The sequence below is a fragment of the Streptomyces sp. NPDC054872 genome, from assembly GCF_053610705.1.
Map to the genome: position 1 here is coordinate 1 of NZ_JBSGYY010000041.1, position 24241 is coordinate 24241.

The following is a 24241-nucleotide window of genomic DNA, read 5'->3' on the forward strand; positions in this document are numbered from 1 at the left end:
CCGCTATGAGCGAAAGCCAGAACACTTCCTCGCCTTCACCGCCATCGCCGCGACCCTCATATGTCACCGCAGACTGACCAACTGAAATGGCGTCTTACTTCGCGGCGCGCAAAGATCACCCCGGAACGGGCAGGTCTGCCCTCCGGCCCCCGGCGGCGCGTGCCCGGCCTGCGCCGCAGCGAGGTGGCGGCCCTGGCCGACATGAGCGTGGAGTACTACGCCAAACTCGAACGCGGCAATCTCGCCGGCGTATCCCCGGCCGTCCTGGAAGCCGTCGCCCGCGTTCTCCAGCTCGACGACGCCGAACGTGCCCACCTGCTCAACCTGGCTCATGCCGCGGACGGCTCCGACGCCCTCACCCGCCGTCCCAGGCGCCGCACCAGTCAACAGTGGACACCCCATCGCAGCCTGCAATGGACCTTGGACGCCGTCACGGCGGGCCCCGCCTTCGTCCGCAACGGCCGCTTTGACATCCTCGCCGCCAACCCGCTCGCCCGTGCCTTCCACGCCGACGTCTACGCGTCCCCGGGCAACCAGGCGAACCTCGCCCGGTTCACCTTCCTCGACCCCGCCTCCCACAGCTTCTTCCTCGACTGGGACACCTTCGCCGATACCGCGGTGGCGATCCTGCGTACCGAAGCCGGCCGCAACCCTCACGACAAGTGCCTGCACGACCTCGTCGGCGAGCTGTGCACCCGCAGTGACGAGTTCCGCACCCGCTGGGGCGCCCACAACGTGCGCAACCACGGCACCGGAACCAAACGCTTCCACCACCGGGTCGTCGGCGACCTCTTCCTCGCCTACGAGGGCCTGGAGATGGCCGCCGAACCGGGCCTGACCCTCACCATCTACACCGCAGAACCCGGCTCCCCGTCCGCAGAAGGACTGGCGCTACTCGCTTCCTGGGCAGCCACGCACGAGGTGGGCCTATCCCCCGACACCTTGTCCACCCCGTGACATCTACGACCAGCAACTGGCCCGGCTCCCCGGTGTCCAACGCCTGGCTTCGGCCCTTGTCATGAAGAACGTCGTCCAGGACAAGGCCGTTGCCTGCGTAGCCGCACCCCGATCCCCTGGCCGCCGACACGCGCCCCACCCGCCCGGACGCTCCTTGGCACCCGGGCGCGCCGGTCCGCTGAACGCTGCTCACTCCTCGTCGACTGCGTCCATGTCGCGCAGGGGGCGCAGGCCGCCGGGCAGGTCCGGCAGGGAGAAGGAGTAGCCGCTGGTTCGCCGCCTCCCGTACCGCGGCGACCAGCCGGGCCAGCGTCGTCACCCCAGGCAGCAGCACCCGGCGCTCGCGCAGCCAGCCGGCCGCCGCGTCGAACAACGCCTTCGGGCCCTCGCCCGTCGTCCAGGTCCACGCGTCCACCCACGCCCGCAACTCGGCCTCCGCCCCGGCGAACTCCCGGTACTCCAGGACCCGCCGCAGCTCCCGCACATGCTCCAGCCGGGTGTTCTCCCGCTCCCCGTATGCCACCAGCACCGACGCGTCCCCGGTGTCGAGCTGCTCGGCGAGGTAGTCCACCACCTCCGCCGGCACGTCCGTCGGGTCGTCCAGGAACACCCCGAGATACCGCGCCGTCGTCAGCTGCACCGCGAAGCCCAGGCGGTTGTGCGCCCGGCGCTTGCCCTCGATCATCTCCTGGTCCGCGTCGTCCAGGAAGAAGAACCGCTCCAACTCCGTACGGGACGGCGTCCCACGGAACGCCGCGTACGCGGCAGCCTGCTCATCCGTCAAAAACTCGACCGGCGCCCCGAACCTCCAGACAATCGATCAATACGACTGCCGAAGGTTCGACCCACACAGAAGCCCAGGTCAAAGCCCTCTCAGGCTCGGGCAGGGCTTAGCGTCGGTTTTCGTTCGGATGTTCCTCAAGCCCCTTATTGCCGGGAGTGTGGTGATCCGTTGCCGGTGACGATGGCGGCGGCCGCGGTGTCCTGCCAAGTCGGTGCAGATCACGGCGGTGGAGGAGGATGCGCCGGACCCGGTTGCGGGATACAGCGGGGTGAGCAGGCGGTGTGTCCGGTGTGCGGTCGGTCGTGGACGGTGGGGGTGAGCAGGCGAGGTCGGCGGTGTACTGCTCTGACCGGTGCCGGGTGAGGGCCTGCCTGGCCTGGTCGCCGTCCTTGCCAGTCTCGTCGCCGCGGTGCTGTCCGCGCACGCCGGGCCCGAGGGTGATCCGGAGGCTCTGTTCGAGGCTGTGATCCGGGCAGGTCGACATGGCCCGCAGGATGCGGACGATGGAGAGGAACCGTACCGAACTAGCCGCCGAAGAGCCCTCGGAGGGCCGCTGTGGAGCCACCGAAGGAAGGTGTCCGACCAGGGAATGCCCGGCGGACGGCCTTCGACTGCGGCACCGGGCCGGTCGCATATGCCGAGCGCTCATCGGGTACCCGCCCCGCTCCCTTGCCCTTCCCTGGATATCGGCAGCCGCTCCTCGATGCGTGCGGCCAGCCGATTTGACCAGTGCTCCTCGTACCAGCGTTCGGCGAGGCGGCGATGCAGCTCGACATGACGGAACTCGTACACGGCACCGGACCGGCGCAGCACGCCATGGGTCTCGTGCGCATGGGCCAGGAAGCGGACCAGGCGCCAGGGGACGTCGCCGGTCAACGCCAGAAAGGCGCGCACAGGCAGGAGACTGGTCAGGAGCAGCAGCGTCCCGAGCGACGAGGCGGCCCGCGCCAGCATCTGCCGAACCAGTCCTTCCGCCGCCAGGGCCGTCAGTGCGACTACTGTCCATTCCCATGGCTCGAACCGGGCCCAATCCGTGCCCAGCCACTGCCAGAGTGCGATCACGGGAGTGAGTACGACCACAACGGGCGTCAGACGTATCGCGAGGCGCGCCAGGAACTTCCGCTCGATGGTTACCGCCGTAAGAGCCGCGCATCCGACCACCACCCATTCCCGCAGGCCGTAGTCGCTCCATTGCCGGGCAGGTTCCGGCGAGAGCGTGACCACGAGAGCGATCACGGCGACGATCGGCTCGGCCAGCCAGTCCGCGACGCGATACAGGATCCTGTGGCAGCAGCGGAAGGTGGCGTTATGACGCGCCCACCACGGGGCCCAGGAGCCGCAGCCACCAAAGCCGCTACCGATACCCCTACCGCCTACGCCTATGGCCGGTGGCCGCCGTTCAAGCATCGGTCGGAGGTAGAGCGCCGCCCCGGCCACAAGCCGGTAGCTCAGCCACACCGCAAGGCCGACGAGACAGGATGCGATCGGTAGGTGGGCGTACCTGTCGGCTGCCTGGACCGCGGCCACGATGCCTGCACCGGCCAGCCATTCGGACCACGAATAGGGTCTGAGAGATTCCCACGTATGGGCCCACGTATAGAGCCTGCAGAAGTCCCGCCCATCTGCCACGACCAGGCTGACGAGCCAGCCCGCGCACCAGCCGGCGATCCACAAGGGCGGCACTCGAACAGGCCAGATCGCGACAACCGCGCAAGCCGCCCCGGCGTACCGCCACTGACCGATCAAACCGGCCAGCATCGATGAAGGCCAGTGCAGCAGTTCGTAGGGCTGAATCCGAGCGAATCTGTAGACCGTCCATGCGGCCACCGTGTACCAGCACCAGTCGGGGAGGCTTCCGGTGTACTCCTGCACCAGCAGAGCCAGGAGCACGACGAGGGCGACGGAGGCGACCGCATAGGTGATCCTGCGCCAGAAGCCTGGCACCAGACGGTCCCGCAGGTCCGCCATCGGGCGGATCGCCGAGATGTTGCCCAAATGGAGGGTCCCGGCCAGGAACAGGAAGGCCTTCTCCGCCCGTTCGACCGTCCATCCGCAGTCGTCGTGCCGGGTGGCAACGCTGCTGGATGTGCGGTACGCGCTCGGGATGAAGGCGTCGAAGAGGTGCTCCCCGATCACGGCGCTCGTCGGGAAGCGCGCGGTGTCGCAGAGTTCGGCCGGATCCCGATCCCTGTTGTCGGGTGCGTATACGGTACGGGCCAGGCTGATGTTCAGGGGTGTGCTGAGCGCCAGGGCAACGGGTTCGGCTGAGCCCAGCCGGTGCAGCACAGGGTCCCAACGGTCGGCGTAGGTGGGGCTTGGGGCATCCCGCCTCAGGTACCGGGCGACGGCGATCTGATCCAGCGGGAGCAGCACGATGGCTGCGGCGTTGCGGAGTTTCACCGGAGGTTGTCTTCCGATGCCCCGGTATTCCTGGCCGTCGCCTGTGATATGCCGGAATTCGTCTGTACGACTGGACACCACGACGCGCTCGCCGGGTCGTAGAGCCTCGTTGATGGTTCTCACGGCCAGCGCCTGCTGGTCTGATGGCAGTTCGTCCAGACCGTCCAGGATGAGGAGCAGGTGCCGACGGCTCACGAGGGCCTCGGCACAGTCGAGATCTCTCAGGGGACCTGGTGCGGGTTTCCCCAGCATGGGGTACTGGAGGACAAGTTGGGCGGCCAGCCAGTCGTGGAGGGCCCGCCCATCCGGGTTCCAGGTGGCCAGCGGTAACAGGACCGGTACGGGCTCGCCCGGCAGGCGTCGGTGCAGCAGGTCGAGGGTGAGGCGGAGCAGCAGCATAGTCTTTCCGGCCCCCGGTTCACCGACGACGATCAGGCGGCCTGTGGGGACCTTGGCGAAGACCGCACCGATCTCGTTGTCCGAGCCCGCGAGGTCGTTCGGCCCAGCTGCCCAAGCGGCGGGGTCCGACGGCGGGCCGCCGGGGCACGCCATGGCCGTGTCCCGCAGGTAGTCCCAGCTCTCCGTAAGGTCCGTGGGAGCCGGCTCCCACGAGACAGGCAGCGGCTGCGGGTCGTTGAGACGCCGCAGCGTGGCCTCGGCCTCCCAGCGTATGCGCACTTCGTCGGCGAGTGAGTCGAGCAGCGCGCCGAGCGTGGTTTGGTCCGCCTCCATACGGGAGAAGCGGAAGTCCTGCCAAGCGAGATACGACGGGGGAAGCGCCAGGAGAAGCATCAGCAGCGTCCCGGGCGCCCCGAGCGCGAAGCTGCGAGAGATCCACAGGGTTGTCGCCGCCGTGCCGACGGACACTCCGACGTACACCACCCAGATCCGCCGGATACGTGAACCTGTCCGCCCCATGACGGCATTGTTCAGAGAAGCTGCCCGTCGAACCACCAGATTTGCGATTTCGGATGCAGCCGGTCGAAACAGGGTCCGGGGCATGAGCGACCCCCTAGCCGTGGAGCCATGCGAGAGGCCAGTGGTGAATACCGCTCCCGGTGGGTGAGCTGTTCGGTGGCGAGACGGTAGGGGATCGCGGACCTTGATGCGGTCGGCCGACGCGCTGCCGATCTGTGGTGAGCAGGTGTTCGCCCAGAACGACGAGCATCAGCTCGACGAGGCTGGCGCTGCCCCAGTGGCGTCCGGCGTCGATAGCACCAGGATGAAAAACACTCAGCAAACGTGAGTGACATCAAAAGCCATCGCGATTGATCACGCCAAGCCGCTCTCAGTGACTCCCCAACTCATCGCGAAACGACTCCCGCTCACACCTTCACAGCCAGTCGACGTTGCAAGAGTCGTGGAGAGCGGGACGGGCCGGTGTCGTGCTCGCTGAGCTGAGGGGCGCGTCCCCTGGCTCACCCGTCACCCCTCAACCTTGAGAGAAGACGAGCGCGCCGCGTTGGGAACCCATCTTTGAACCACTGCTAGCTGCCATGCGTGGACCATGGCACGCGCGACTCTATTCACTCGATCAGTTGCAGCAGGAGGAGGCCCCAGGAGCCAGCGACAGCCAGAGCTGTGCCATCGCGGGACCAAGCGCAGGACGTGGCGTATCCGTCTGCTGTGAATGCGGCGAGAACGCGACGCTCTGCCACGTCCCATACGCGCACAACCCTGTCAGCGCTGGCAGTGGCGAGGCGTCCGTTGGCCGACCACGCTATCGACCTCACCTGGCTTGGGTGGTCGGGCAGCTGGGTGGTGGTGCGAGTGTTCGGGTCCCAGATGCGCACTACCCGGTCGACGCTGGCGGTGGCCAGGCGTCCATCGGTCGACCACGCCATCGACCACACCCGGGTTGGGTAGCCGGGCATCTGTGTGATGGTGCGAGTGTTCGGGTCCCAGACGTGCACCCTCCCGTCGCCGCCGGTGGTGGCCAGGCGTCCGTTGGCCGACCACGCTACCGACTCGAACCGGCCTGCATGGCTGATTACCTCGCTGGTGTCGCTGCTGTCGGGGTTCCAGACGCGCACCACCCCGTCCGCGCTGGCGATGGTGAGGCGTCCGTTGGCCGACCACGCCATCGACCTCACCTGGTCAGTGTGGCCGGGTAGTTGCGTGGTGGTGCGGGTGTTCGGGTCCCAGATGCGCACCACCCTGTCGTCGCTGGCGGTGGCGAGGCGTCCGTTGGCCGACCACGCCATCGACCTCACCTGGTGTGGGTGGTCGGGCAGTTGGGTGGAGGTGCCGGTGTCCGAGTCCCAGATGCGCACCACCCTGTCGTCGCCGGTGGTGGCCAGGCGTCCATCGGTCGACCACGCCACCGACTCGACCCGGCCGGTGTGGCCGCTCACCTCGCTGGAGGGGCTGTTGTCGGGGTCCCATACGCGCACCGTCGTGGCCTCGCCGGTGGCCAGGCGTCCGTCAGCCGACCACGCCACCGACTTCACCCGGCTTGTGTGGCCAGGTAGCTCGGTGGAGGTGCCGGAGTCCAAGTCCCAGACGCGCACCACCCCGTCAGCGCCAGCGGTGGCCAGGCGTCCATCGGTCGACCACGCCACCGACCTCACCCGGCCGGCGTGGCCGCTCACCACGCCGGAGGCGCCGCTCTCGAAGTTCCAGACACGCACCGTCCCGTCGGCTTCACCAGTGGCGAGGCGTCCATCGGTCGCCCATGCCACCGACAACACAGGGCTGTTGTAACCGGTCAGGTCCGTAGAGGTGCCGGTCTCGAGATCCCAGACACGCACCATCTTGCCGATGGTGCCGGCGGCGAGGCGTCCGTCAGCCGCCCACGCCACCGACAACACGGCGCCGCTGTGACCGGTCAGGTCGGTAGAGGTGCCGGTCCTGGGATCCCAGACACGCACCCCGCCGACACTGCCGACGGCAAGGCGTCCGTCGGCCGCCCATGCCACCGACTGCACAGCACCCCTGTCGCCGACCATTTCGCTGAAGGCGCCGGTGTCGGGATCCCAGACACGCACCACCTTGTTGATGCTGCCGGCGGCGAGGCGTCCGTCGGCCGACCACGCCACCGACAACACGGCGCCGTTATGACCGGTCAGGTCGGTAGAGGTGCCGGTTCTGGGGTCCCAGACACGCACCGTCTCTTCGTCACCGGCGGCAAGGCGCCCGTCGGCCGACCACGCCACAGATTCCACCCAACCATTGGTACTTAGAAGCGTGCGCTCCGCGGCAGGGGCAATGTCCGGCAGGGGCCATAGGGGTGCCAAGCAGGGGAGCAGTGTGGGGTCGGAGCGACGGGTCTGGATCTGGACATACCAGTGGGGGTGCTGCTCCAGGCGGGCGTGGAGTTGATGAATGGCCGCATTGGGCGGTTCGGCGAGAGAGGGGATATGGGCGTATCGGGCGAGGGGACGCGCAAGGGAATGGCTGTGAGAGGTGTTGATACGGGTGAGGTCGCCCAAGGGAGCGTTGAGGCCGCGCTGGGCCAGGCGCATCTCTACCCATCGGATGTCGCCGGCGATGCTTTCAGCGAGGGCCAACTGCCCGGCGGCCAGGAGGTGGTTGATGAGGTGATCGTGAAGGTATCCCTCGGACACCTGCCACCAGGCGCGGCCTGGATCCGGTGCTCCCGGCGCTAGCGGTGTGGCCTCGGGCAGCATCGCAGCGACGCCGTCCACGAGGGCGACGTGAAGCTGCGTCAGACCTTCGGGGCGGGCTCGGGCGCGCAGGTAATCGCGGATGACGTCGTGTAGGCCTATCCGCCCTGTCGGCGGGTCGTAGGTGACCAGGGAGAGGCGGGCGAGGTCCTGGCACAGCAGCCGGGTCTGGATCAGGCTCAGGCTGCCGGTGGCTTGCCAGAGCACGGCGGCCAGGGCGAGCGGGATGGGCTCATCCTCAGCGAAGATTCCCAGTTCGGCGAACCGTTCGCGTTCGGCATCGGGCAGCAGGGTGGCGGATGCCTCAACGGAGGCTTCCACTGCCTGATTGCGCAGGTCACGGTCGTCCATGTCCCAGCTGCTGGCCAGGCCGTCGACGGCGGACGGGCCCAGCTGGCGCAACTGCTGTAGCAAGTCCTCGGTGGCGTTGAGCACGTCGGTACCGGCTTCAACGTGGCGGTGGATGTTCCGGTTGGCCAGCCGCAGCAGCAGCGCCCACCGGCCGGTCACCGTCAGCAGGTCCTGGACCTGCGAGCGGTCCAGAGTGGGCAAGTCGCGGGTGAGGACCTGCTCGGCCTGTTCGGCTGTCATCTGGTCGACGCGGATACGCGGCGCGCCGTCCGGCAACAGCCCGTTGTCGCGGGTCGTGATCAGACGCACGCAGCGGGAACCACCGGTGAGGAAGGGAGCAAGCTGCCGGTCCTCCCACACGTCGTCCAAGACGAGCAGGGTGCGGGGACGTTCGTCCAACAGGCGGCCCAGGTGCGCCCCGGCGGCCTCCGGGTCAGTGGCGGGCGTGCCCGTGTTCCCTGTGATGAGTGTGACGGCGTCGGCCACCTTCTCGGTGATCTCGGAGCGGCTGCGCACGTCGCGCCCCACCGTCACGAAGTACACGCGCCCACGAAAGTACCGGCGTACCCGTGCCTGACCGCACACCTCCTTCGCCAGCAACGTTTTACCGAAACCTCCCGCCCCCCACAATGACGTGGTGATGCCCACCTCCTGGCCGCTATTACAGACCGCCGCCACCACCTCCCGGGCCTGCTCTCGGGCAACGAAGTGCGCCGGAACCACTGGTGGCCTCGGCGGAGGTGGATCGCCGCGGACCGCGGGCTCGGCTCGGCGCTCCACCACGACCGCCACCACACCGAACGCGACCATCAACCCGGCAAGCACGCCCGTCATGGGCCACGCCTGAGTCCGTAACAGATCCAACGGTCCTGGCCACTTTTTATCCCCGGTGGCCGCATTCGCGGCCAGCCCCAGCAGTGCCCCCAGGACTCCGCATAAGCCCGCCACCAAAGCCAAAACCCACGTACGCAACCCCTACGCCCCCCGCTCTAGCGCTTGGCCGGAGCGTACTCGCGAACAGACCATCAGGAGTCCCGTTCCACGACGTACACCCCAGGACCATGAGGGTTCAAGGACGGGTTCTGAATGACGTCCTGGCTCGCGGTCCTGAACTGGATGTCGCGCCCGAACATGTCGATTCCGTCGAGACCGCGAAGGACAGGGATGTCGAGGAGACCGCCCATAGACCAGGCCGAGCAGCGGCTTCAACATGAACTGAGCCGTGGACAGCAGCCCCTGACCGACCTGGACTTGGACGAGGTATGGCTCAGGTTCGTACGCTTCGGCTCCCAGCGATTCGACAGCGCGGACACGCCGGACGCTGATGGCCTTCTCTTCCAGTACGGGACTCACGCCTTCGAGGGACCGCCCGTCTTCACGCTGGACCTTGCCCGGCAAATCGAGATCAACGACGCTTCCGGCGAGCATGATCATTACATCCAGCTCCACTGCGAACTTCGATACGAGCCCGCCCCTCAGCTTCGGGACCTGGGGCACTTCGAGTCCTGGTTCTTCCACGACACGGACGACGAACTCGACCGCTGGGCCGGCGGCCTTGGCCGCCAAGGATTCTGGACAAGCATTCGCCACTCCCATCCCCAGCAAATCGGGATCTACCAAGAACAAGTGTGAGCTCAGCCGCGAAACGACCTGCCCGATGACGCTCCGCCACGGCTCCCCAAGATCTGAGCCCGAGCCCACTACTGCTCGCCGTTGCGCCGACGCTCCTCTTTGGGCGCCCGGCCTGGTCACGCGCGGCGGATGGCTGCCCGCAGGGATGTCAGAGGCCGCATCTAGGGTCGGGGCATGAGTTCCTGCCTGAGCGTGTACCTGCTCGATGTGACCGCCACCCGCGCCCTGATCGGCTCCCGCGACGATGATCTGCTCACGGTCATACGTGAGCGCTTCAGCGCCCAGCTGACCCGTGCCGACGACGAGTTCGCCGATTCCATCAAGGAGTCCGGCGCGCCCACCGCGTTCGAGGCGCTCAAGGCCGTCGTGCACGGCGGGCCCTTCAGCGACGAGAACCACGCCTTCCAGTACGGCTACGCCTTTGAGCGGCTGTGTGACGTGACCGGTTCCTTCCTCAACAACAGCAGGTTCACCCCGCATCGCGGTGACTGGCTGTCCGTCGTCGACGAGGGCATGGCCGCCATGGGCATCACCGCGGTGTCCGTGGAAGATTTCTGGCTCGGCTCGCTGCCTAGCCCTTTGCCGCGGACGCATGTCCTTGACTGTGGCCAGTGGACACACGAGCAGTGCACCAAGGCACTGGAGCAGTTCGAGGCGGCCAAGCAAGCCGTCGACGCCTCGGGGCAGGCCCCGCCACTGGAACCCGAGGTCGTCGAGGCCGTCCTCCAGTGCGTCGGCTGGCTGCGGCACGCCGTGGCCCGGCCGGGCCACGGCGTCATCGGCTTCCGCTACTAGGGCCGCGGGCCCAGCCTGGCGACTGACCTGTGTAGCGCTTCGAGCCTCCGGTCAGCGAGAGCGGCGGATCATCACGGTGAGGACCGGCGAGGCTGCTGAGGGCTGGCTCTGCCCGATGTCCTCGTATCCCCACGACCGGTACAGCGCGTGGACCTTTCCGTCTCCGGCAGCCTTGTTGACCATGAGGGTTACGTACGGTTCGTCGCGGCTGGCGAGCAGGGCATCGTGGATGCGCCGCGCGGTGCCGGTGCCTCGCCACGCGGGGCGCACTCCGATCTCTTTCAGGGCCACGGCCGGGCGCTCGGTGTACTGCGCCGCCGGCGTTGGGCTGGTGCGCTGCCAGTACCGGTCGCCGTGCTCGATGGTGTTGCCGTAGGCGTAGCCGATGGGCTGGCCCTCCGCGTAGGCGAGGACGGCCACGAACCCGGGCTCGGTGCCGTGCCGGTCCAGGCGTTCACCGAACACGGTGACGGCATAGTTGGGCAGGTGAAGTAGCGGGGCACGTACCTCGGCGTACACGTCGAGCAGGTCGCCGCGGGAGTCGTCGAGCGCGGTGAATGTGCGGAGGTCGATGGTGGGTGCCGTGGTCATGTCGTAGCCCTCCAGGCGGCGGTGTGCTCGGTCCAGGCGTGCGCGGTGGGGCTGCCTGGCGCGGTGGCGCGCAGCGCAGCCCCGAACTCCTGAAGCATGCGGGAGACACGGGCATGTTGGGTAGCCGCATCCTGCGGCACCGACATCGCGGTGAGGGTGGCGGCGTCCGTATCTCCCTGGGCGAGCTGGGCGTGAGCGAGGCGGCTGATGGTGATCGCCCGGGAGCGGCGCATGTAGGGCCGCAGGGACGCCAGGCAGCGGTGCGCGTGGTACTCGGCGGTGGGATAGTCGCCCAGGGAGAGGTGGGCCGAGAGCGCCAGGGAGTGCAGCTCGGCCTCGTCGTAGAAGGCGAGCAGCCACACGGGCCGGTAGGCCCCCGGGTCGGCGCGGTCCATGGCGTCCCTGGCTTGGTCATACGCTCGGCGCAGGCCGGTGCGGTCCTGTGCGACGCCCTGGATGGCCATCTGGCGGGCCATGCCGAGGGAGGCGAACAGGGGGTCGCGGCGGGTGATGTACAGGTTGCGGGCCACGTCGTTGGCGGCGAATGCGTCGGCGGGACGTCCCATGTGCCGGTACAGACTGCCCGCGTGCGACCAGATGCGGAACTTGATCGCCTGGTCGCCGGAGAGCTCGGCGAGGGCCTGGGCCTCGCGCATGTGTGCGGCGGCCTCGTTGTAGCGGCGGCCGTCGATCGCTGCCCACATTGCGGAGGACCGGAAACCAGCTGCGCACGCGTACAGGTTGCTGCGTACCCGCTGAGTGGCGCTGCCTGAGTTCTGGAGGTTGAGCGCCTCGGTCGCAAGGGCCACGGCACGTCGCTCGATGGTGAGTTTCCCGCCGTGGCGGTGGTCGCTGGCGATGACGTCGGCGAATGTGCGCTGGAGGCGCTCGATGTCGCTCACGCCGATGCGGCGGGTTGCCGCGTTGCCGGGGGCGGCCGCGGCGGCTACGGCCGCAACACCGCCTGCCACGATGGTGCGGCGCTTCATGGGGTCCTCCTGCAGTGGGGCGGGGGTGGTCACAGCCCGGCCCCGCGGCATGAAACCCAAGGCGACCGCAGACAGCCCGGTGACCTCCTCCAGGGCCCTGCGTGTAGCCGCGTTGGGCCAGCGGGCGCGCCCGGAGCGCCACTCCCGCACAGTGCGGCCGTCGAACCTGCCGGGGCGCCCGGTGAGACGTTCCAGGGCTGAATTCAGTTCGCGCGCCAGGCTGGTGGAGCTGTGTCCGTGCTCGCGCATCCACGTCTCAAGGACCACGTTGCGCGTGGTGTCCATGTCCACACGGTAGACCCACACTCACGCACAGTCAGGTAAACGAGTGGCCAAAACCTCCTAGGGGAAACGTCGCGATGGCGATGTCTCGCTCCTAACTCCCCTACCGGCAAACGGCGTTACCTGTTGTGTACGGCCCGTCGGGCCCCCACCCGGGGGCACGGCACTGTCTCCACTCAAGGCGTGATCATGACTATGGCTCCAGCCAGATCGACCGACCAGCCGGGCTTCAACACCACGTTGGTCAACGCCCCGCAGACCGCTGGCGAGGCCCGGCGCCTGGTTCGCGTCGCCTTTTCGGCGTGGGACGTCGAGGAGCACGCCGACATAGCGCAGGTGGTGATCTCCGAGCTCGTCACCAATGCCGTGCGCCACACCGGCAGCCGCTGCATCCGCGTGATCGTCGAACACCCGGCCCCCGACCGTGTGCTGGTCGCCGTCGTCGACACCTCACGTGACCTGCCGCGTATGGGTGCCCCGTCTGCCGAGGGCTTGAGTGGCCGCGGGCTGCTTCTGGTGGACGCGCTCAGCCAGCACTGGGGCAGCACCCGCCTGGGACCGGACGGAAGACGCGGGAAGAAGGTCTGGGCACAGCTGGAGATCAAGCCGCGGGTGGGCGACGAGGTCGAGTACGCCCCCCATTGCCGGGCCGTCCTCGCCGACATCCACAAGGGGTGGCCGATCCTGCGCGGACCGGGCGGCGTGGAGTGGGCGGCCGCCGATCCCGAGGGGCTGCGGGTGACCCGCACACGCGCCGAACGCAACACGGACGCCGAGTCATGACAGGGTGCCCTGCGGCCGAGCCCATCTCTTCGTGCCCTGCCCTGACCATCGTGGTTCTTGGTCTGCTCGGGCTGGTCGGGCTCGCGCCTCCCGCGCTGTTTGTGACCTCGCACGCGCCCGCCGCCCCGCGGTGACGGCCCCCTATCCGGTCATCGAGGCGCTGATGGCCTCGGCATCCCCTCGCCGACCCTGAACTCCCGCTCCCGCAACCTTCACCATCCGAAGTGTCCCGAGACGGCGCCCGGCTGCTGAACGCGAGAGCGGGGCATGGCCGCCCGCGTCGGAGCGGGCGGAACCGGGCCTGGTACGCACGCGCCCCCCGTCGTGGGCGTACCAGGCCTTCACTCAAGGAGGACCCTGTGCCGTTGATTCACGACATGGACCGCCAGGCGGCCGTTGATCTGCTGCACCGTCTGGTCACCGTCGGCGTCGAGTTCAAGCTGGATGACCAGGTGACCCGCAAGAAGCTCAGCCCTGAGGAAATCCGCGATCTCCTGGTCACCGAGCTGCCGGAGCACTCGACCGGCGTCCAGGACGTCGCGCAGGAACTTGTGGATGTCGTCCTGCCGTTGTGCAACAACGAGGCGTCCCCGCGGTTCCTCGGTTTCGGTCACACCGGCGCTGACGTCTCCGCCCTGGCTGCCGGGCTCCTCGCGCTGTTCGCCCAGCAGAACCTCATCAACCAGTCCTTCGCCGCGCCGTCCGCCACGTTCACCGAGATCGCTGTCATTCGCTGGCTGCGTGACCTGATCGGCTACCCGAACCTGCCCGTCGCCGACGTCCGTAACGTCTGGGATGTCGGCGGGGTCACCACCTACGGCGGCACCGGCTCCAACACCATGGCCATGCTCCTGGCGCGGGAGAACATCGCTCCGGGCACCATGCACTCGGGTGTCGCCGACGCCGAGCGGATGCACATCGTCGTCCCGGCCGGGATCGGCCACTACAGCGTCAAGTCCGCCCTGGAGTGGATCGGCTGCGGCGGCCGGATCATCGAAGTGCCCACTCGCGGCTACCGGTACGACCTGCGCCAGCTCGAGAAGACTCTCGCCGAGCGCCGCGAGGAGATCATGTCCGTCGTCGCCTACACCGGCGACAGCCGCACCCACACCGTGGAACACCTGCGCGCCGTCCACGACATCACCCGCGCCGCCAGGCCGGAGATCTGGCTGCACGCGGACGCCTGCTGGGGGCTCATGTGCGCCTTCACGCCCGAACTCGCCACCAAGCTCGACGGCATCACCGCATTCGACTCGGTCACCGTCGACCCGCATAAGGTCATGGACATCCCCTACGCCATGTCCGCACTCCTGGTCCGCGACCCGGCCTCCCTGCGTCTGGTCTCCTCCTACTCGGACTTGATCATGCAGGAGGACTTCGCTTTCGGGCAGGTCACGCCGTTCATCGGCACCAAGGAATGGAGTTCGGTGAAGCTGTGGGCGATGATGCGCGCCCACGGCCGGGCCGGGCTCGCCGAGATGATGCAGCGACGCCTGATCACCACGCGCACGTTCAGCGGCCTGGTGGACGACAACCCGCGCCTGCTGCGGCTGAATGGCCCCGACATGACGGCCGTGGTGTTCGTCTACCTCCCCACCGGTCATGACCCGCAGCGGCCCGACGTCGACCGCATCAACCAGATCAGCCGGCGCATCCACGCCCGGCTCCTGGAGGAGGGGCGCTGGCACTTCCACCAGTTCTCCATCCCCGACGACACCGGCCGCATCAGCCAGGGCGCGGCCCTGTACCCGCTGCGGTTCATGGGCAACAACGGCCGCATCACCGAGGGCCACATGCGCGATGCGCTTGCCTACGTCACCGGGCTGGGCCGGGCCTTGGAGAACACATGAGCACGCTCTTCGCAGAGGCCGCAGCCCTGCACCCCGGCCAGGGCGGATACGCCCTGGCCTACGGCTCCCACGCCACCGCCACTCACGGGCCCCGTTCCGACCTGGACCTGCTCTATGTCGGCGGCCCCGCCCTGCCCATCGACCAGATCGCCCGGCTGACCGCAGAGGTCACACGGCTTCATCTGCGCCACGGCCTCGACCTGGACGAGGAGGTCCCTTACCGGATCAAGCTGTACGCCACCGGCCGGCAGACCGAACAGGCCGCCGGCCTCGAAGGGTTCCCCGCCCGGCCGCAGCCGCTGGCGACCCAGCGCACGGACACGGCCCTGGCCACCGACACGTTCCGGCTCCGCCTCGTCTTCAACGTGCTGACGAGCCCGCACGTGTTCCTCGGCGGCGACGTCACCGTCTACCGCCGGCACATACGCCGTGCCGAGCGCTCGGCCGCGCTGCTCGCCCTGGCCTTCACCTCCCCGCGGGCCATCACGGTGGAACAGGCCCTCGCCGCCCTGTGGCGCTCACCCGCAGGAGCGCAGGGCAAGGACTTCCTCGGCTACCTGCACGCCGCGCACCTGCGCTCGGTCCTTGGCCGGGGCTTCGCCGAACTGGCCGCCGCGCGCCTGGCCTACCCCGACGGCGGGCGCTGGCAGCAGACAGCTAGCTCCATCCCAGCCGGTAACTGATCCACGCGCGGCCCGCGACGGCTGCCCGACTGCGGTACTCCCGCAGACCGGGCGGCTGCTCGCGGGCCGCACCGCGCTCCCAGATCCCGCACAGACCGACCGCGAACGCCGTGATCTGCTCAGGATCGGCTTCCTTCCACGCGGGCAACACCCCAAGGAGCTGCTCCGCGGCCGCGGGCTCCCACCCGGACATAACCAACTGCGCGCACACGTAGGCCGGATCAACCCACGCAGCGCCCCGCACGGCCGCCGCCCAGTCCACCACCAGCACCCGGCCCCCGGCGGCAAGGAGCATGTTGTCCGCCCGCAGATCGGCGTGGACCAGCGTGTCCCCTGCCATGGAACACCGCTCCTCCCACCACACCAGCTCGCCTCCCCGCTCGGCCCATGCCCCGCAATCGCGCCATCCGGTGAACCGGGACGGCGCATCGGGGAGCCCGGCCGGGCACTGCGTAGCACTCAGCGTCTCCAGGACGCCCATCACCTGCGCCACATCGGACGAGGACGGGTGCAGCTGCGGGTGGCGGCCCGCCACACTCTCGAATCCAAGGACGCTCCACCCCTTCACCCCGAGCGACCACCGCAGCGCCGGGGCAGGGACCGTCGAGGGGAGCAGTTCGTTGGTGCGCCGTTCGGCATGCATCATCTCGGTGATGCCCGGGTGATCTGGCCCCACGGCCTTGACGAACACCTCATCACCCGATGCCAGCCTCAGGGTTGCGGCTGTGCCCGGCGTAAATCCCCCCACGGCAGAGGACGACGAAACCACCGACGCACCGGCCCGCGCCTCAACGGCGAACCGCACAGCGCCGGGAAGCTCACCCCACCCAGGGCGCGGGGCGAAGGACAAAGTCATGGGCACCAGCCTACGGAGTTCCCCGACGACAAAAGGACTTCCAGTGGTTGTGAGAGGTCGTTTCATCCTGTTGTTTCATCCCTGGATGCGGCTTTGGTGTGCCGGTGTCGGGTCGCGCCAGGAGATGGTGCTCTCGCCGGTGAGGCGGCGGGCCATGAGGTCGGTCATGCGAGGTGGATCATGGCTTCGGAGCGATGCGGCAGGGTCTCGTAGTCGCGCGCCAGGCGGCGGTGGAGCATCAGCCAGCCGTAGGTGCGCTCCACCGCCCACCGCTTCGGGATCGGGGTAAACCCCTTGGCCCCGGGGTTGCGTTGGACGATTTCAAGGTCGACGCCGAGGGTGGCGGCGTGCTCGATGAAGTGCTTGCGGTAGCCGCCGTCGACCCACACCTTCCGTAGGCCGGGGTGGTCGGCGGCGGCCTGTTCCAACAGAGCGCGGCCTGCGGCGGAATCCTGGACGCCGGCCGCGGTGACCAGCACCGCCAGGAGCAGGCCGAGGCGGTCCACATACAGGATTGCATTCATGATCTCGCGCAGGTCATGCCGAGGCGGGCGTCCGAAGTCCAGGGCCCGGCCGCGGCGCTCGAAACGCCAGGCGGACAGCACCGGCTCGATCAACTCCCAGCGGGCATCGGACAGATCACTCGGATACGCACGGCGTTCCCTCATGACCTCGGCATACCGCCGCCCGGGGGCGTGCGCCCAGGCGTGCGTCCTGGGAAAGCGAAGCACGGAACAGACCGGGGCGTCCTGGAATGAGACAGACGTAAGCAGCCCTGCGCCTCATTCGTCACACCACCCGCCTCGCCAGAAGAAGCAGCCCCTCCAGCCTCATCAGCAGCACATCGAGCGGCAGACCAAACCAACTCAGAACACTGCATTCAGAAGGAAAACGACCTCTAAGGGACAAGATCGGCGTCCCCGCAACAGCACTACAGGCACCACAGGAAAAGGCCCACACAGCGCAGAGCGCCACCCGCGGTGACTTCCGCAGCTGCCAGACGGCAACGAGACCACCGTCGGCTGCGGGGAATGCGGCGGGATGGGCGAGGTCGGCTCACTCGCCGACAACGAGGACAACGCGCAAGCCGGCGGACGGACAGCGGCTATCCGACATCCGGCAACTGCTCACCGCCGGGCAGCGGGGGCTTGTCCTCCCGCCGCCTAGCCTTCTCCACATTCACCTCCCGGAACTTCGTCAGCTCCGGCCACAGGTCCGGCAACGGCTGCCCAGGGCAGACCAGCGCATGCTCGATCCGGCACCGCTGCTCCGCGACCGGCGGACACACGCCGTACACCGTGACCCGACCGCGCGATATCTCGATCCACCGGCGCTCCGGCGGCACCGTGTGTGCCAGAGGCCGCAGCACCGGCTCCAGCAAAACCGGCTCGGGCCCGAGCGTGTCGACCTGATCCTGCGGCAGCCGGCAACGCGGGCACGTCAGCTGCACACGGGCCGTCCCGCGACTTCGTGATTCCCCCATAGCGTGAGAGTGCAGGTCACCATCCTGTTCGACACGGCGCGAACCGGTCGGGGATTATGCGGCGTCAGGAAGCGGAATATGCACAGGAGTTGAAAGCCGGACCACCCTGACCCTCGGGGCGCAGCAGCGACGGCCGAGCAGGCGTTGTAGACGGGGCGTCATCCACGCCTCACAGCAGAGCGGGCCCCGCCACGTACTCCCACACGCCCCAGGGATCCGGAATGCCAGCTCGCCGACAGCCTTCGGCATACCACCTCCACGACCTGCCAGCCCGTCGCGTTGTCGTCACCGCGACCGTCGCTTTCCCGCCCGAGCTATCTGCTCGGCGGCGGCCGGTTCCACTGGGCGCGTGAGGTTACGGAGAGGGGTGAGAGCTGCCCTCGATCGATACGGTCCTGCCAGGTGTCCAGCACGAACTCCGTCACCGTCACCGTTCTGTTCAGCGCGAACCGGGCACGGCGCGGCAGCGCCGGACTTGGTGGGCGCGCCCGTGATCGAGTCCAAGCTGATTGCGTAACTCGGCCGGACCCTGCACTGTCGTAGTGGGTGTGCGCAGAATCTTGACCACCGTGGCGCTGGCCTTAGCGTGGTCGGCCACGGCGTCGGCGTTCAGGCCCAGCAGCGTCGTGACTGGCAAAGCCCCCACCGTCCTTGGGTAACTTTCGCCTTGTCTGGGGTCAGCGTTTCTCCCCCATGGCGGTGCGCAGCCAGTCCAGAGGCGTTTGGGCCAGCAGCTCGTCAGCCAGCTGCCGCCCAGATGCCGTGACGATCCGCGCTCGGCTGTTGTCGATCCACCGCTGAGCGCTGGCGTATCCCTGGCTCTTGTATTCCAGGCCCTGGAGCATGCACTCCAGCTTGTCGGCGTCCCGCGCGCAGATCGCTTCGGGGGATTCTTTGGCCTCGTACTCGGCGACCACGGCGCGAACGGCGGTGCGCAGGATTTCGGGCATGCCAGCTGTCTGGTCCGCGGTCACCGCCTGTGCGTCCCCTGGCGCGGCGTACTTTTTACCCAGGTGGTTGACGTCGCCAGTGCGTGTCTCCTGGGAGTCGTGCCACACGGCCAGGTGAGCAGCGCGGGCCGCGTCGGCTCCCTCAAGCGTCGCGATGACCGAGGCGATGACGGAGGTGCGCCAGGCGTGCTCGGCCACGCTCTCGGGATCCCGAACGCCCGCCATCCACCAGCCCGTTCGGCGCGCCGTTTTCAACGCGCCCGCCTCCCACAGGAAGTGGGCAACCTCTGTCAGGTCCTGATCAGCCACGGTGTCCCCTTTTCACGCCTCGGCGAGGCGGATTGCGTACCGGATGCCTTCCAGCTCTCGCCGGGCCTGCGGGGAGAGCTGCAAGTCATCCAACATCACAGGAAGCCGTTGCCGTAGAGCGGACCTGGCGGCGGATGGGACGCGGAGCAAGTTCGGGCGGGTGGCCAAGAGCGCCCACAGCGTGTGGACGTTGAGATCGAAGAATCCGTGCCGGGGGGGTGAGCCCGCGGACGAGGTGGTCTAGCAGACGGTCGCCCTGCCAGGGGCCCGGCACCGGCGAGGCGATGAAGTCGTCCGACAGCTGAATGTGCGGCGACTCTCCGATCCAGTACGCCCAATAGTTCAGGTTCGCTGCTTCGGCTGTTTCCTCGTTTCCGAGAGTGCGCGTGATGAAGTGCGTCATACGGCTCCGATCGCCCTGGCGGGCTTCGACGACGGCGACGGAACGGGAGTTGAGCCAGCGCGTCACCCAGTCGCCTGGACGTTCGAGTTTCTGCTGGTGGGCCAGCCAATCGGAGGTGTCGGTGTTCCCGTCGAAACCCGCCAGATAGAGGGCTTGGCGTCGGAGCAGGAAGTCCCCGCCGCCGCGGGCCTGTTCAGCCGTCTCTCGCATGCGGGTGAAGAACCGTGCACGGTCCTGGGCCGGAAGTTCGGGGGCGTCGGGTACAGGGCCCCTTCGGGGCCGCGGCGGCTTGGGAAGCTCCCGCACGGATGTGGGCGCTACACCATTGAGCGGCCAGGTCAGCACCTCGACGAGGTCCCGCTGCATCACCCAGGCTCCCAGCGGGCTCGCCTCGGTGGGTTGGCTGTCATCGAGGGCACTGGCCAGGAGTACATCAGCTTCCATGGCACGTTCGAGGGCTTTGAGGAGTGCCGGGGTCGTACCCATGCGCATCAGCCTGTGGCGGTGTACGAGCATCTGTCCCGCAGGCACGGACGTGAGTGGCCGGCGCCCGGACTCCCACCCGGCGATGGTGTCTGGTGCCACGCTGAACGCTTCGGCGAAGCCGTCCTGAGTGTGGCCCAGCTGTTCGCGCATCAGACGGAAGACGTAGCCGGAGACCAGGCCCGCACGGCAGCGATCGGATGTTCCCTGACCCCCGGTCAGGGCTGGCCGCATCTGGTGCTCCATGACACTCCCCTGCCCGCATTGCGGCGGGCACTTACCCGTACCTGCGGTCACTTCTGGCGACGATCACCACTGCCTACGGTCAAGGGGTGATGTCTGGCAACTCAGCGTAGTGGGGGTGGTGCCGCCGTGGACTCCGTAGACCGAACCTCGATGCCGCCCAGAGAAGGGGACCGGCTGAGGGGCCGGGGTGATCAGCAGGTTGACGGCGCGATCGCTCAGTGGCTCGCGAGCGCCCAGCCAAGCCCCGCCCAGGCTTGGAGCCAGTGGGCAGAGGTCGGCGTCGCCCTGCTGCCCCTGGGCCGCGCCTACGATGCGGCACGCCTGCCCGCATCCCTCGTGCACGCAGCCGTGGCAACCAGCCACCCGGAGCAGGTCGCCGAACGCCTGGACAGCCGGCTCAAAGGCCCGGTCATCTACGACAAGCGGACGAGAGGCGACACCTACTACATCCTGATCGAACACCGCCAACATCCGGCGTGGGCGCACCATGACCTCGCCCCGCTCCTTGGACCAGGCACCTACCTCGGCATCCCCACGCCGGCCCGCACAAAGCCGCCCCTCCCGTACTGGGCAGTGCCGCCACGTCGTCCCGGCCATCTGGCCACCGCCGAAACCGTCGCCCTGCTGATCGCCATCGGCCGCGCACAGCTGGCCCCGCCCCCCCAACGCGACGAACCCCCTCGCACAAGCCGCCTACCAGGCACAGCTCACACACGTGAACACCTGCGGACGCTGCCGCAACCAAGCACCCTGCGAAGAAGGCCGAACAATCAGACGAACCCTGCAAGCAGCCCGCACCGCCGCCGCCCCTGCCCCGCCCCGCCGCCACCCTTAAACCTCGCAGCGATTGCCAACAGGGTTGCTGCGGGAAGGGGCGGCCGCTTTCCGATGAGCGCCGAGCGGCCGCCCACCCCTCTGTCGAAGAAACGCCTGGATCCGGTGCCGGAGTCGTTCTAGGGGAAAGTTGCACGGCACGCGGGCGTGCCCGCGCACCCAGGACAGCGCTGAGAGTTCGTATCCCTGCCTCAGTTCACTCGTCCGAGACCCCCCTCGCTGACTGTGGTCAGCGAGGGGTCCATTACGCCCCCGGGCCGGGGCCTGGCACCCCGAGCCTCGGACATCAGGCCCGGGTTCCGCAGCGGCAAGGACAGCTGCCTATCGGCCTTCGGGCGTGCGGGCCTCCCCTTCCCGGCTCGGTTGCCGGCCGTCAGACCCGCCACGGGGGCCCTCGGACAGGCCCATGGTGGCCTTCGGTGATGAGGTGCCGGGTTGCGGTGTCAGGAATGGCCGCGGACAGCGGATCGTCTGGGCTCCGCGTCCGTTCCGGGCTGCGGCACAATTCGCGACAGGGCCGCGGGGCGCAGTGCCCAGTGCACGCGGAACTGTTCCAGGATCTTGCGGGCACTGTGCGGGGATACGGTCATCTCCAGGCGTGCTTCGGCCAGTCGCTGGAGGTCAGCGGATGCTTTGTCCGTGCCGGTATAGGCCGCTTTGCGGGCCGCGAAGTTACGTCCCGCGAACACTTCGAGCAGGGTGCCGATGAAGTAGAGGTAGCAGGAGAACTCCTCCCACCGCTGGGCAGGTTCCCCGACGGGATCGGTGGCCTCGGGGTGGGGAGGGTGCCCTGCGTGTGCCAGGTGCAGGATGCGCTGCTCGAGTTCGGGGTTGGCCCGACTGGAGTCGGCCTCGCGGATCAGGGTGATCAGGGTGTGCAGGTCGTGCACGGTCTGCGCGGTGGCGGCGGAGTCGTCGTGGCGGGCCAGTAGCGCGCGAAATCCGGCCAGGGCCTGCGCGGCCTCCTCCCACAGCACTTCACGGGCGAGCACCGCCAATCCGGGCTGCCCGGTGCGCCGGTGAGTCTCTGTCACCTTGCGGGTGTAGCGGATGAGGTCGCGAGGGAGCCCGCCGGACAGCGCGTGGACGAGTGCGACGAAGGGGTCGGTGAATCCCGGGACCCGCATCTGCAGCAGCGCGCTGGACTCCTCCAGGGTGCGCGCCTCGATGACCAAGACGTCCTCCAGCGAGCTGTCGGTGACGTCGCGGGTGGGCAGTCCGCGGCGGATGAAGGCTGACCCGATATCCTCCGACACCGATAGGACGAAGTACACGCGCGGTACCTCGAAGATGGCCTTGATCTCGGCGAGGAACGCTCGTGCCTGCTCGCTCGAGCCCAGCCGGTCGAGCTCGTCGATGCCGACGAAGACCTTCCAGTTGTCCTGGCGCTCGATGGCGCTGATGCGTGACAGCAGACTTCGGAACTCCCACACCAGCTCCGGGTAGGTGAAGGTTCGGGAGCTGCTGCCGCTGGTACGGCCGAATCCCAGGGTGAGCGCGCGGGCCGACGCGCCGAGCGAGGTCGAGGTGCCAACGGTCTGGATGTGCTGCAGCAGATTCAGGTAATTGTGGCAGTCGTGCACCAGGCGCCGCACCGGCCGTCCGGTGAACCAGCTCCTCGGATCGGCCCACCACAGCAACAGTGCCCCTACCGCGAGCAGCACGAGTCGGGAGACCACGGGATGCTCCTGCCATGCGGTCAGCGTCCACTCCCACAGACCCACCGCCCACCCCGCGGCAGCGGGGTGAGCGGACTGGTAAACGGTATCGAGGAGAGCGCGGACTTCCCTCTGGATCGCCAGGACAACCAGGCCGACCCCGGCCAGGAGCTGGGCCCAGCGACGGACCGAGTGGTACAGGCGCTGGGGCCGGTGGACTGCACGGGCCCGCGAGCGGAACAGAAACGGGGTACGCGGGCGGCGGCCGTACAGGGTGAGGTAGTCCCGGCACACCGACTGGAACAGGGAGAGCAGGAACTCCTCGGGGCGGTAGTTGGCCGGCGTCTGAACGATGGTGTGGAAATGCAGTTTGGGAAATGGGCCGAGCCGGCCCTGGCACGCCTTCTTCAGCAGGGTGCTCTTGCCAACGCCCCGAGGGCCGCAGATCGCGATCGCGCCGCCGCTCATCTGGTCGAGCTTGCGCTGCAGCGTGGCCTCGGCTTGCGTCGATATCCAGTATCGGGAGTTGCCGGCGTCGATGAGACCGTCATGGCTGCGGGCCACCAGCAGTGACTCGTGATCAGGCCCGAGCAGCGCCGTCATCTCACGCCTCATGATCGGGTCCATTGTCTTCTTCAGCTTGACGAGCGCCCACCAGCCCAGTCGCACCTCGGTGTCGGCCGCGCAGGCGGCCCACAGCACGCCGTACAGGGCGGTCTGCATCTGTTCGACGAAGTTGCTCCGATTGTCCGCGTCCCTGAACTCCTTGACGCCGCAGTAGCCGATAGGCCAGATAAGGATCGTGGCGTCCACCCACCAGGGCACTGCGAACACAGCATCAACCGGCCAGTAGACGAGGGCCACCAGGAACACGAGGGACAGGAAGAGCGTGGCGCGGCATCGCTCCCTGGACTCGACGAGACTTTGGCGCAAGGAGTCGACGCGGGCCGCCCTTAGGCGCAGATCGAAGTAGGAGGGATCGGCCCGCAGCACTTCGCAGATGATCCGGGGCTGGTCGAAGGCCTGCCGCAAGTGCTCGTCCGTGACCTGCGGACCGTCCAGGCCCAGATATGCCCGGATCTCTGGGTGCTCGATCGATGCCGTCACGGCACGCTCATACCAGGGCCGGATCCGCCGGGGCTCCAGGTGCCAGATTCCGCTCGGCATCCATGCCTTCCTCTGAGCAGCGAGCACATCCCGCGGCCCGAGAACGACGGGAAACCTTAAGGTGCCGACACCTGATGTCCCGTACGGCACCACTGGACCGAGGCAGCATCGTAGGAGCCATCGTGCGCA

15 protein-coding genes and 4 pseudogenes are annotated in these 24241 nt (G+C 68.3%); 7 read left to right on the plus strand and 12 right to left on the minus strand.

The genetic code is table 11. From position 1 onward, the window contains the following. Positions 1-85 (plus strand): annotated as a pseudogene (locus tag ACWGIH_RS35435) (IS5/IS1182 family transposase); the annotation flags it as partial. After that, the gene (locus ACWGIH_RS35440; RefSeq protein WP_453449463.1) at positions 61-957 is read left to right on the plus strand and encodes a helix-turn-helix transcriptional regulator; all 897 of its coding nucleotides are present in this window, start codon (positions 61-63) and stop codon (positions 955-957) included. The pseudogene ACWGIH_RS35435 and the gene ACWGIH_RS35440, both read left to right, overlap by 25 nt. A 262-nt stretch (positions 958-1219) precedes the next feature. Here ACWGIH_RS35440 and ACWGIH_RS35445 read toward each other — a convergent pair. The 3 genes and pseudogenes from ACWGIH_RS35445 to ACWGIH_RS35455 all read right to left on the minus strand — a co-directional run. Beyond that, positions 1220-1774 (minus strand): annotated as a pseudogene (locus ACWGIH_RS35445) (DUF4158 domain-containing protein); the annotation flags it as partial. 612 nt (positions 1775-2386) lie between these two features. Then, positions 2387-5143: an NACHT domain-containing protein gene (locus ACWGIH_RS35450; RefSeq protein ID WP_453449464.1), complete on the minus strand. Its 2757-nt coding sequence runs from the start codon at positions 5141-5143 to the stop codon at positions 2387-2389. A 524-nt stretch (positions 5144-5667) separates the two neighbouring features. Further along, a complete protein-coding gene (locus ACWGIH_RS35455; RefSeq protein ID WP_453691744.1) occupies positions 5668-8952 on the minus strand; it encodes an NB-ARC domain-containing protein in 3285 nt (1094 codons plus the stop codon). A gap of 252 nt (positions 8953-9204) precedes the next feature. Between ACWGIH_RS35455 and ACWGIH_RS35460 the strand changes: the two genes are divergently transcribed. Next, entirely contained in the window at positions 9205-9750 is a 546-nt protein-coding gene (locus ACWGIH_RS35460; RefSeq protein WP_453449467.1) for a hypothetical protein, read from the plus strand. Positions 9751-9924: 174 nt separating this feature from the next. Beyond that, complete coding sequence (locus ACWGIH_RS35465; RefSeq protein WP_453449468.1) at positions 9925-10545, plus strand: DUF7691 family protein; 621 nt, start codon at positions 9925-9927, stop codon at positions 10543-10545. A gap of 51 nt (positions 10546-10596) precedes the next feature. Here the strand turns inward: ACWGIH_RS35465 and ACWGIH_RS35470 are convergent, their stop codons facing one another. Then, positions 10597-11136: an N-acetyltransferase family protein gene (locus ACWGIH_RS35470; protein ID WP_453449469.1), complete on the minus strand. Its 540-nt coding sequence runs from the start codon at positions 11134-11136 to the stop codon at positions 10597-10599. After that, entirely contained in the window at positions 11133-12410 is a 1278-nt protein-coding gene (locus ACWGIH_RS35475) for an XRE family transcriptional regulator (RefSeq protein ID WP_453449470.1), read from the minus strand. Before ACWGIH_RS35475 ends, ACWGIH_RS35470 begins: the two co-directional genes overlap by 4 nt. Positions 12411-12596: 186 nt before the next feature. Here ACWGIH_RS35475 and ACWGIH_RS35480 point away from each other — a divergent pair, with 186 nt between their 5' ends. The 3 genes from ACWGIH_RS35480 (at position 12597) to ACWGIH_RS35490 (ending at position 15723) form a co-directional block, all read left to right on the plus strand. Continuing rightward, positions 12597-13190, plus strand: a complete 594-nt coding sequence (locus ACWGIH_RS35480; protein ID WP_453449471.1) for an ATP-binding protein — start codon at positions 12597-12599, stop codon at positions 13188-13190. Positions 13191-13549: 359 nt separating this feature from the next. Continuing rightward, positions 13550-15040: a pyridoxal phosphate-dependent decarboxylase family protein gene (locus ACWGIH_RS35485; RefSeq protein WP_453449472.1), complete on the plus strand. Its 1491-nt coding sequence runs from the start codon at positions 13550-13552 to the stop codon at positions 15038-15040. Further along, positions 15037-15723: a hypothetical protein gene (locus tag ACWGIH_RS35490; RefSeq protein ID WP_453449473.1), complete on the plus strand. Its 687-nt coding sequence runs from the start codon at positions 15037-15039 to the stop codon at positions 15721-15723. Before ACWGIH_RS35485 ends, ACWGIH_RS35490 begins: the two co-directional genes overlap by 4 nt. Here the strand turns inward: ACWGIH_RS35490 and ACWGIH_RS35495 are convergent. The 7 genes and pseudogenes from ACWGIH_RS35495 to ACWGIH_RS35525 form a co-directional block, all read right to left on the minus strand. Next, a complete protein-coding gene (locus tag ACWGIH_RS35495) occupies positions 15698-16399 on the minus strand; it encodes a phosphotransferase (protein WP_453449474.1) in 702 nt (233 codons plus the stop codon). The two genes, ACWGIH_RS35490 and ACWGIH_RS35495, sit on opposite strands and share 26 nt — an antisense overlap. A 255-nt stretch (positions 16400-16654) precedes the next feature. Then, positions 16655-17247, minus strand: a pseudogene (locus ACWGIH_RS35500) (transposase). A 437-nt stretch (positions 17248-17684) separates the two neighbouring features. Further along, positions 17685-18062, minus strand: a complete 378-nt coding sequence (locus ACWGIH_RS35505; RefSeq protein WP_453449475.1) for a DUF6083 domain-containing protein — start codon at positions 18060-18062, stop codon at positions 17685-17687. Positions 18063-18501: 439 nt separating this feature from the next. Continuing rightward, positions 18502-18708 carry an abortive infection family protein gene (locus ACWGIH_RS35510; protein WP_453449476.1) on the minus strand — a complete coding sequence of 69 codons (207 nt, stop codon included), beginning with the start codon at positions 18706-18708 and terminating at the stop codon, positions 18502-18504. A gap of 31 nt (positions 18709-18739) precedes the next feature. Then, positions 18740-19321: an HD domain-containing protein gene (locus ACWGIH_RS35515; protein ID WP_453449477.1), complete on the minus strand. Its 582-nt coding sequence runs from the start codon at positions 19319-19321 to the stop codon at positions 18740-18742. A 12-nt stretch (positions 19322-19333) separates the two neighbouring features. Next, positions 19334-20441: pseudogene (locus tag ACWGIH_RS35520) on the minus strand (helix-turn-helix domain-containing protein). A 1289-nt stretch (positions 20442-21730) separates the two neighbouring features. Continuing rightward, positions 21731-23938, minus strand: a complete 2208-nt coding sequence (locus ACWGIH_RS35525) for a hypothetical protein (RefSeq protein ID WP_453691746.1) — start codon at positions 23936-23938, stop codon at positions 21731-21733. Positions 23939-24241: the final 303 nt, after the last annotated feature.

Excerpts from the sequence above, each read along its gene's own strand:
- ACWGIH_RS35440 (WP_453449463.1), top strand. The coding sequence starts at position 61 with ATGTCACCGCAGACTGACCAACTGAAATGGCGTCTTACTTCGCGGCGC.
- ACWGIH_RS35450 (WP_453449464.1), bottom strand. The coding sequence starts at position 5,143 with ATGCCCCGGACCCTGTTTCGACCGGCTGCATCCGAAATCGCAAATCTG.
- ACWGIH_RS35455 (WP_453691744.1), bottom strand. The coding sequence starts at position 8,952 with ATGACGGGCGTGCTTGCCGGGTTGATGGTCGCGTTCGGTGTGGTGGCG.
- ACWGIH_RS35460 (WP_453449467.1), top strand. The coding sequence starts at position 9,205 with ATGACGTCCTGGCTCGCGGTCCTGAACTGGATGTCGCGCCCGAACATG.
- ACWGIH_RS35465 (WP_453449468.1), top strand. The coding sequence starts at position 9,925 with ATGAGTTCCTGCCTGAGCGTGTACCTGCTCGATGTGACCGCCACCCGC.
- ACWGIH_RS35470 (WP_453449469.1), bottom strand. The coding sequence starts at position 11,136 with ATGACCACGGCACCCACCATCGACCTCCGCACATTCACCGCGCTCGAC.
- ACWGIH_RS35475 (WP_453449470.1), bottom strand. The coding sequence starts at position 12,410 with ATGGACACCACGCGCAACGTGGTCCTTGAGACGTGGATGCGCGAGCAC.
- ACWGIH_RS35480 (WP_453449471.1), top strand. The coding sequence starts at position 12,597 with ATGACTATGGCTCCAGCCAGATCGACCGACCAGCCGGGCTTCAACACC.
- ACWGIH_RS35490 (WP_453449473.1), top strand. The coding sequence starts at position 15,037 with ATGAGCACGCTCTTCGCAGAGGCCGCAGCCCTGCACCCCGGCCAGGGC.
- ACWGIH_RS35505 (WP_453449475.1), bottom strand. The coding sequence starts at position 18,062 with ATGGGGGAATCACGAAGTCGCGGGACGGCCCGTGTGCAGCTGACGTGC.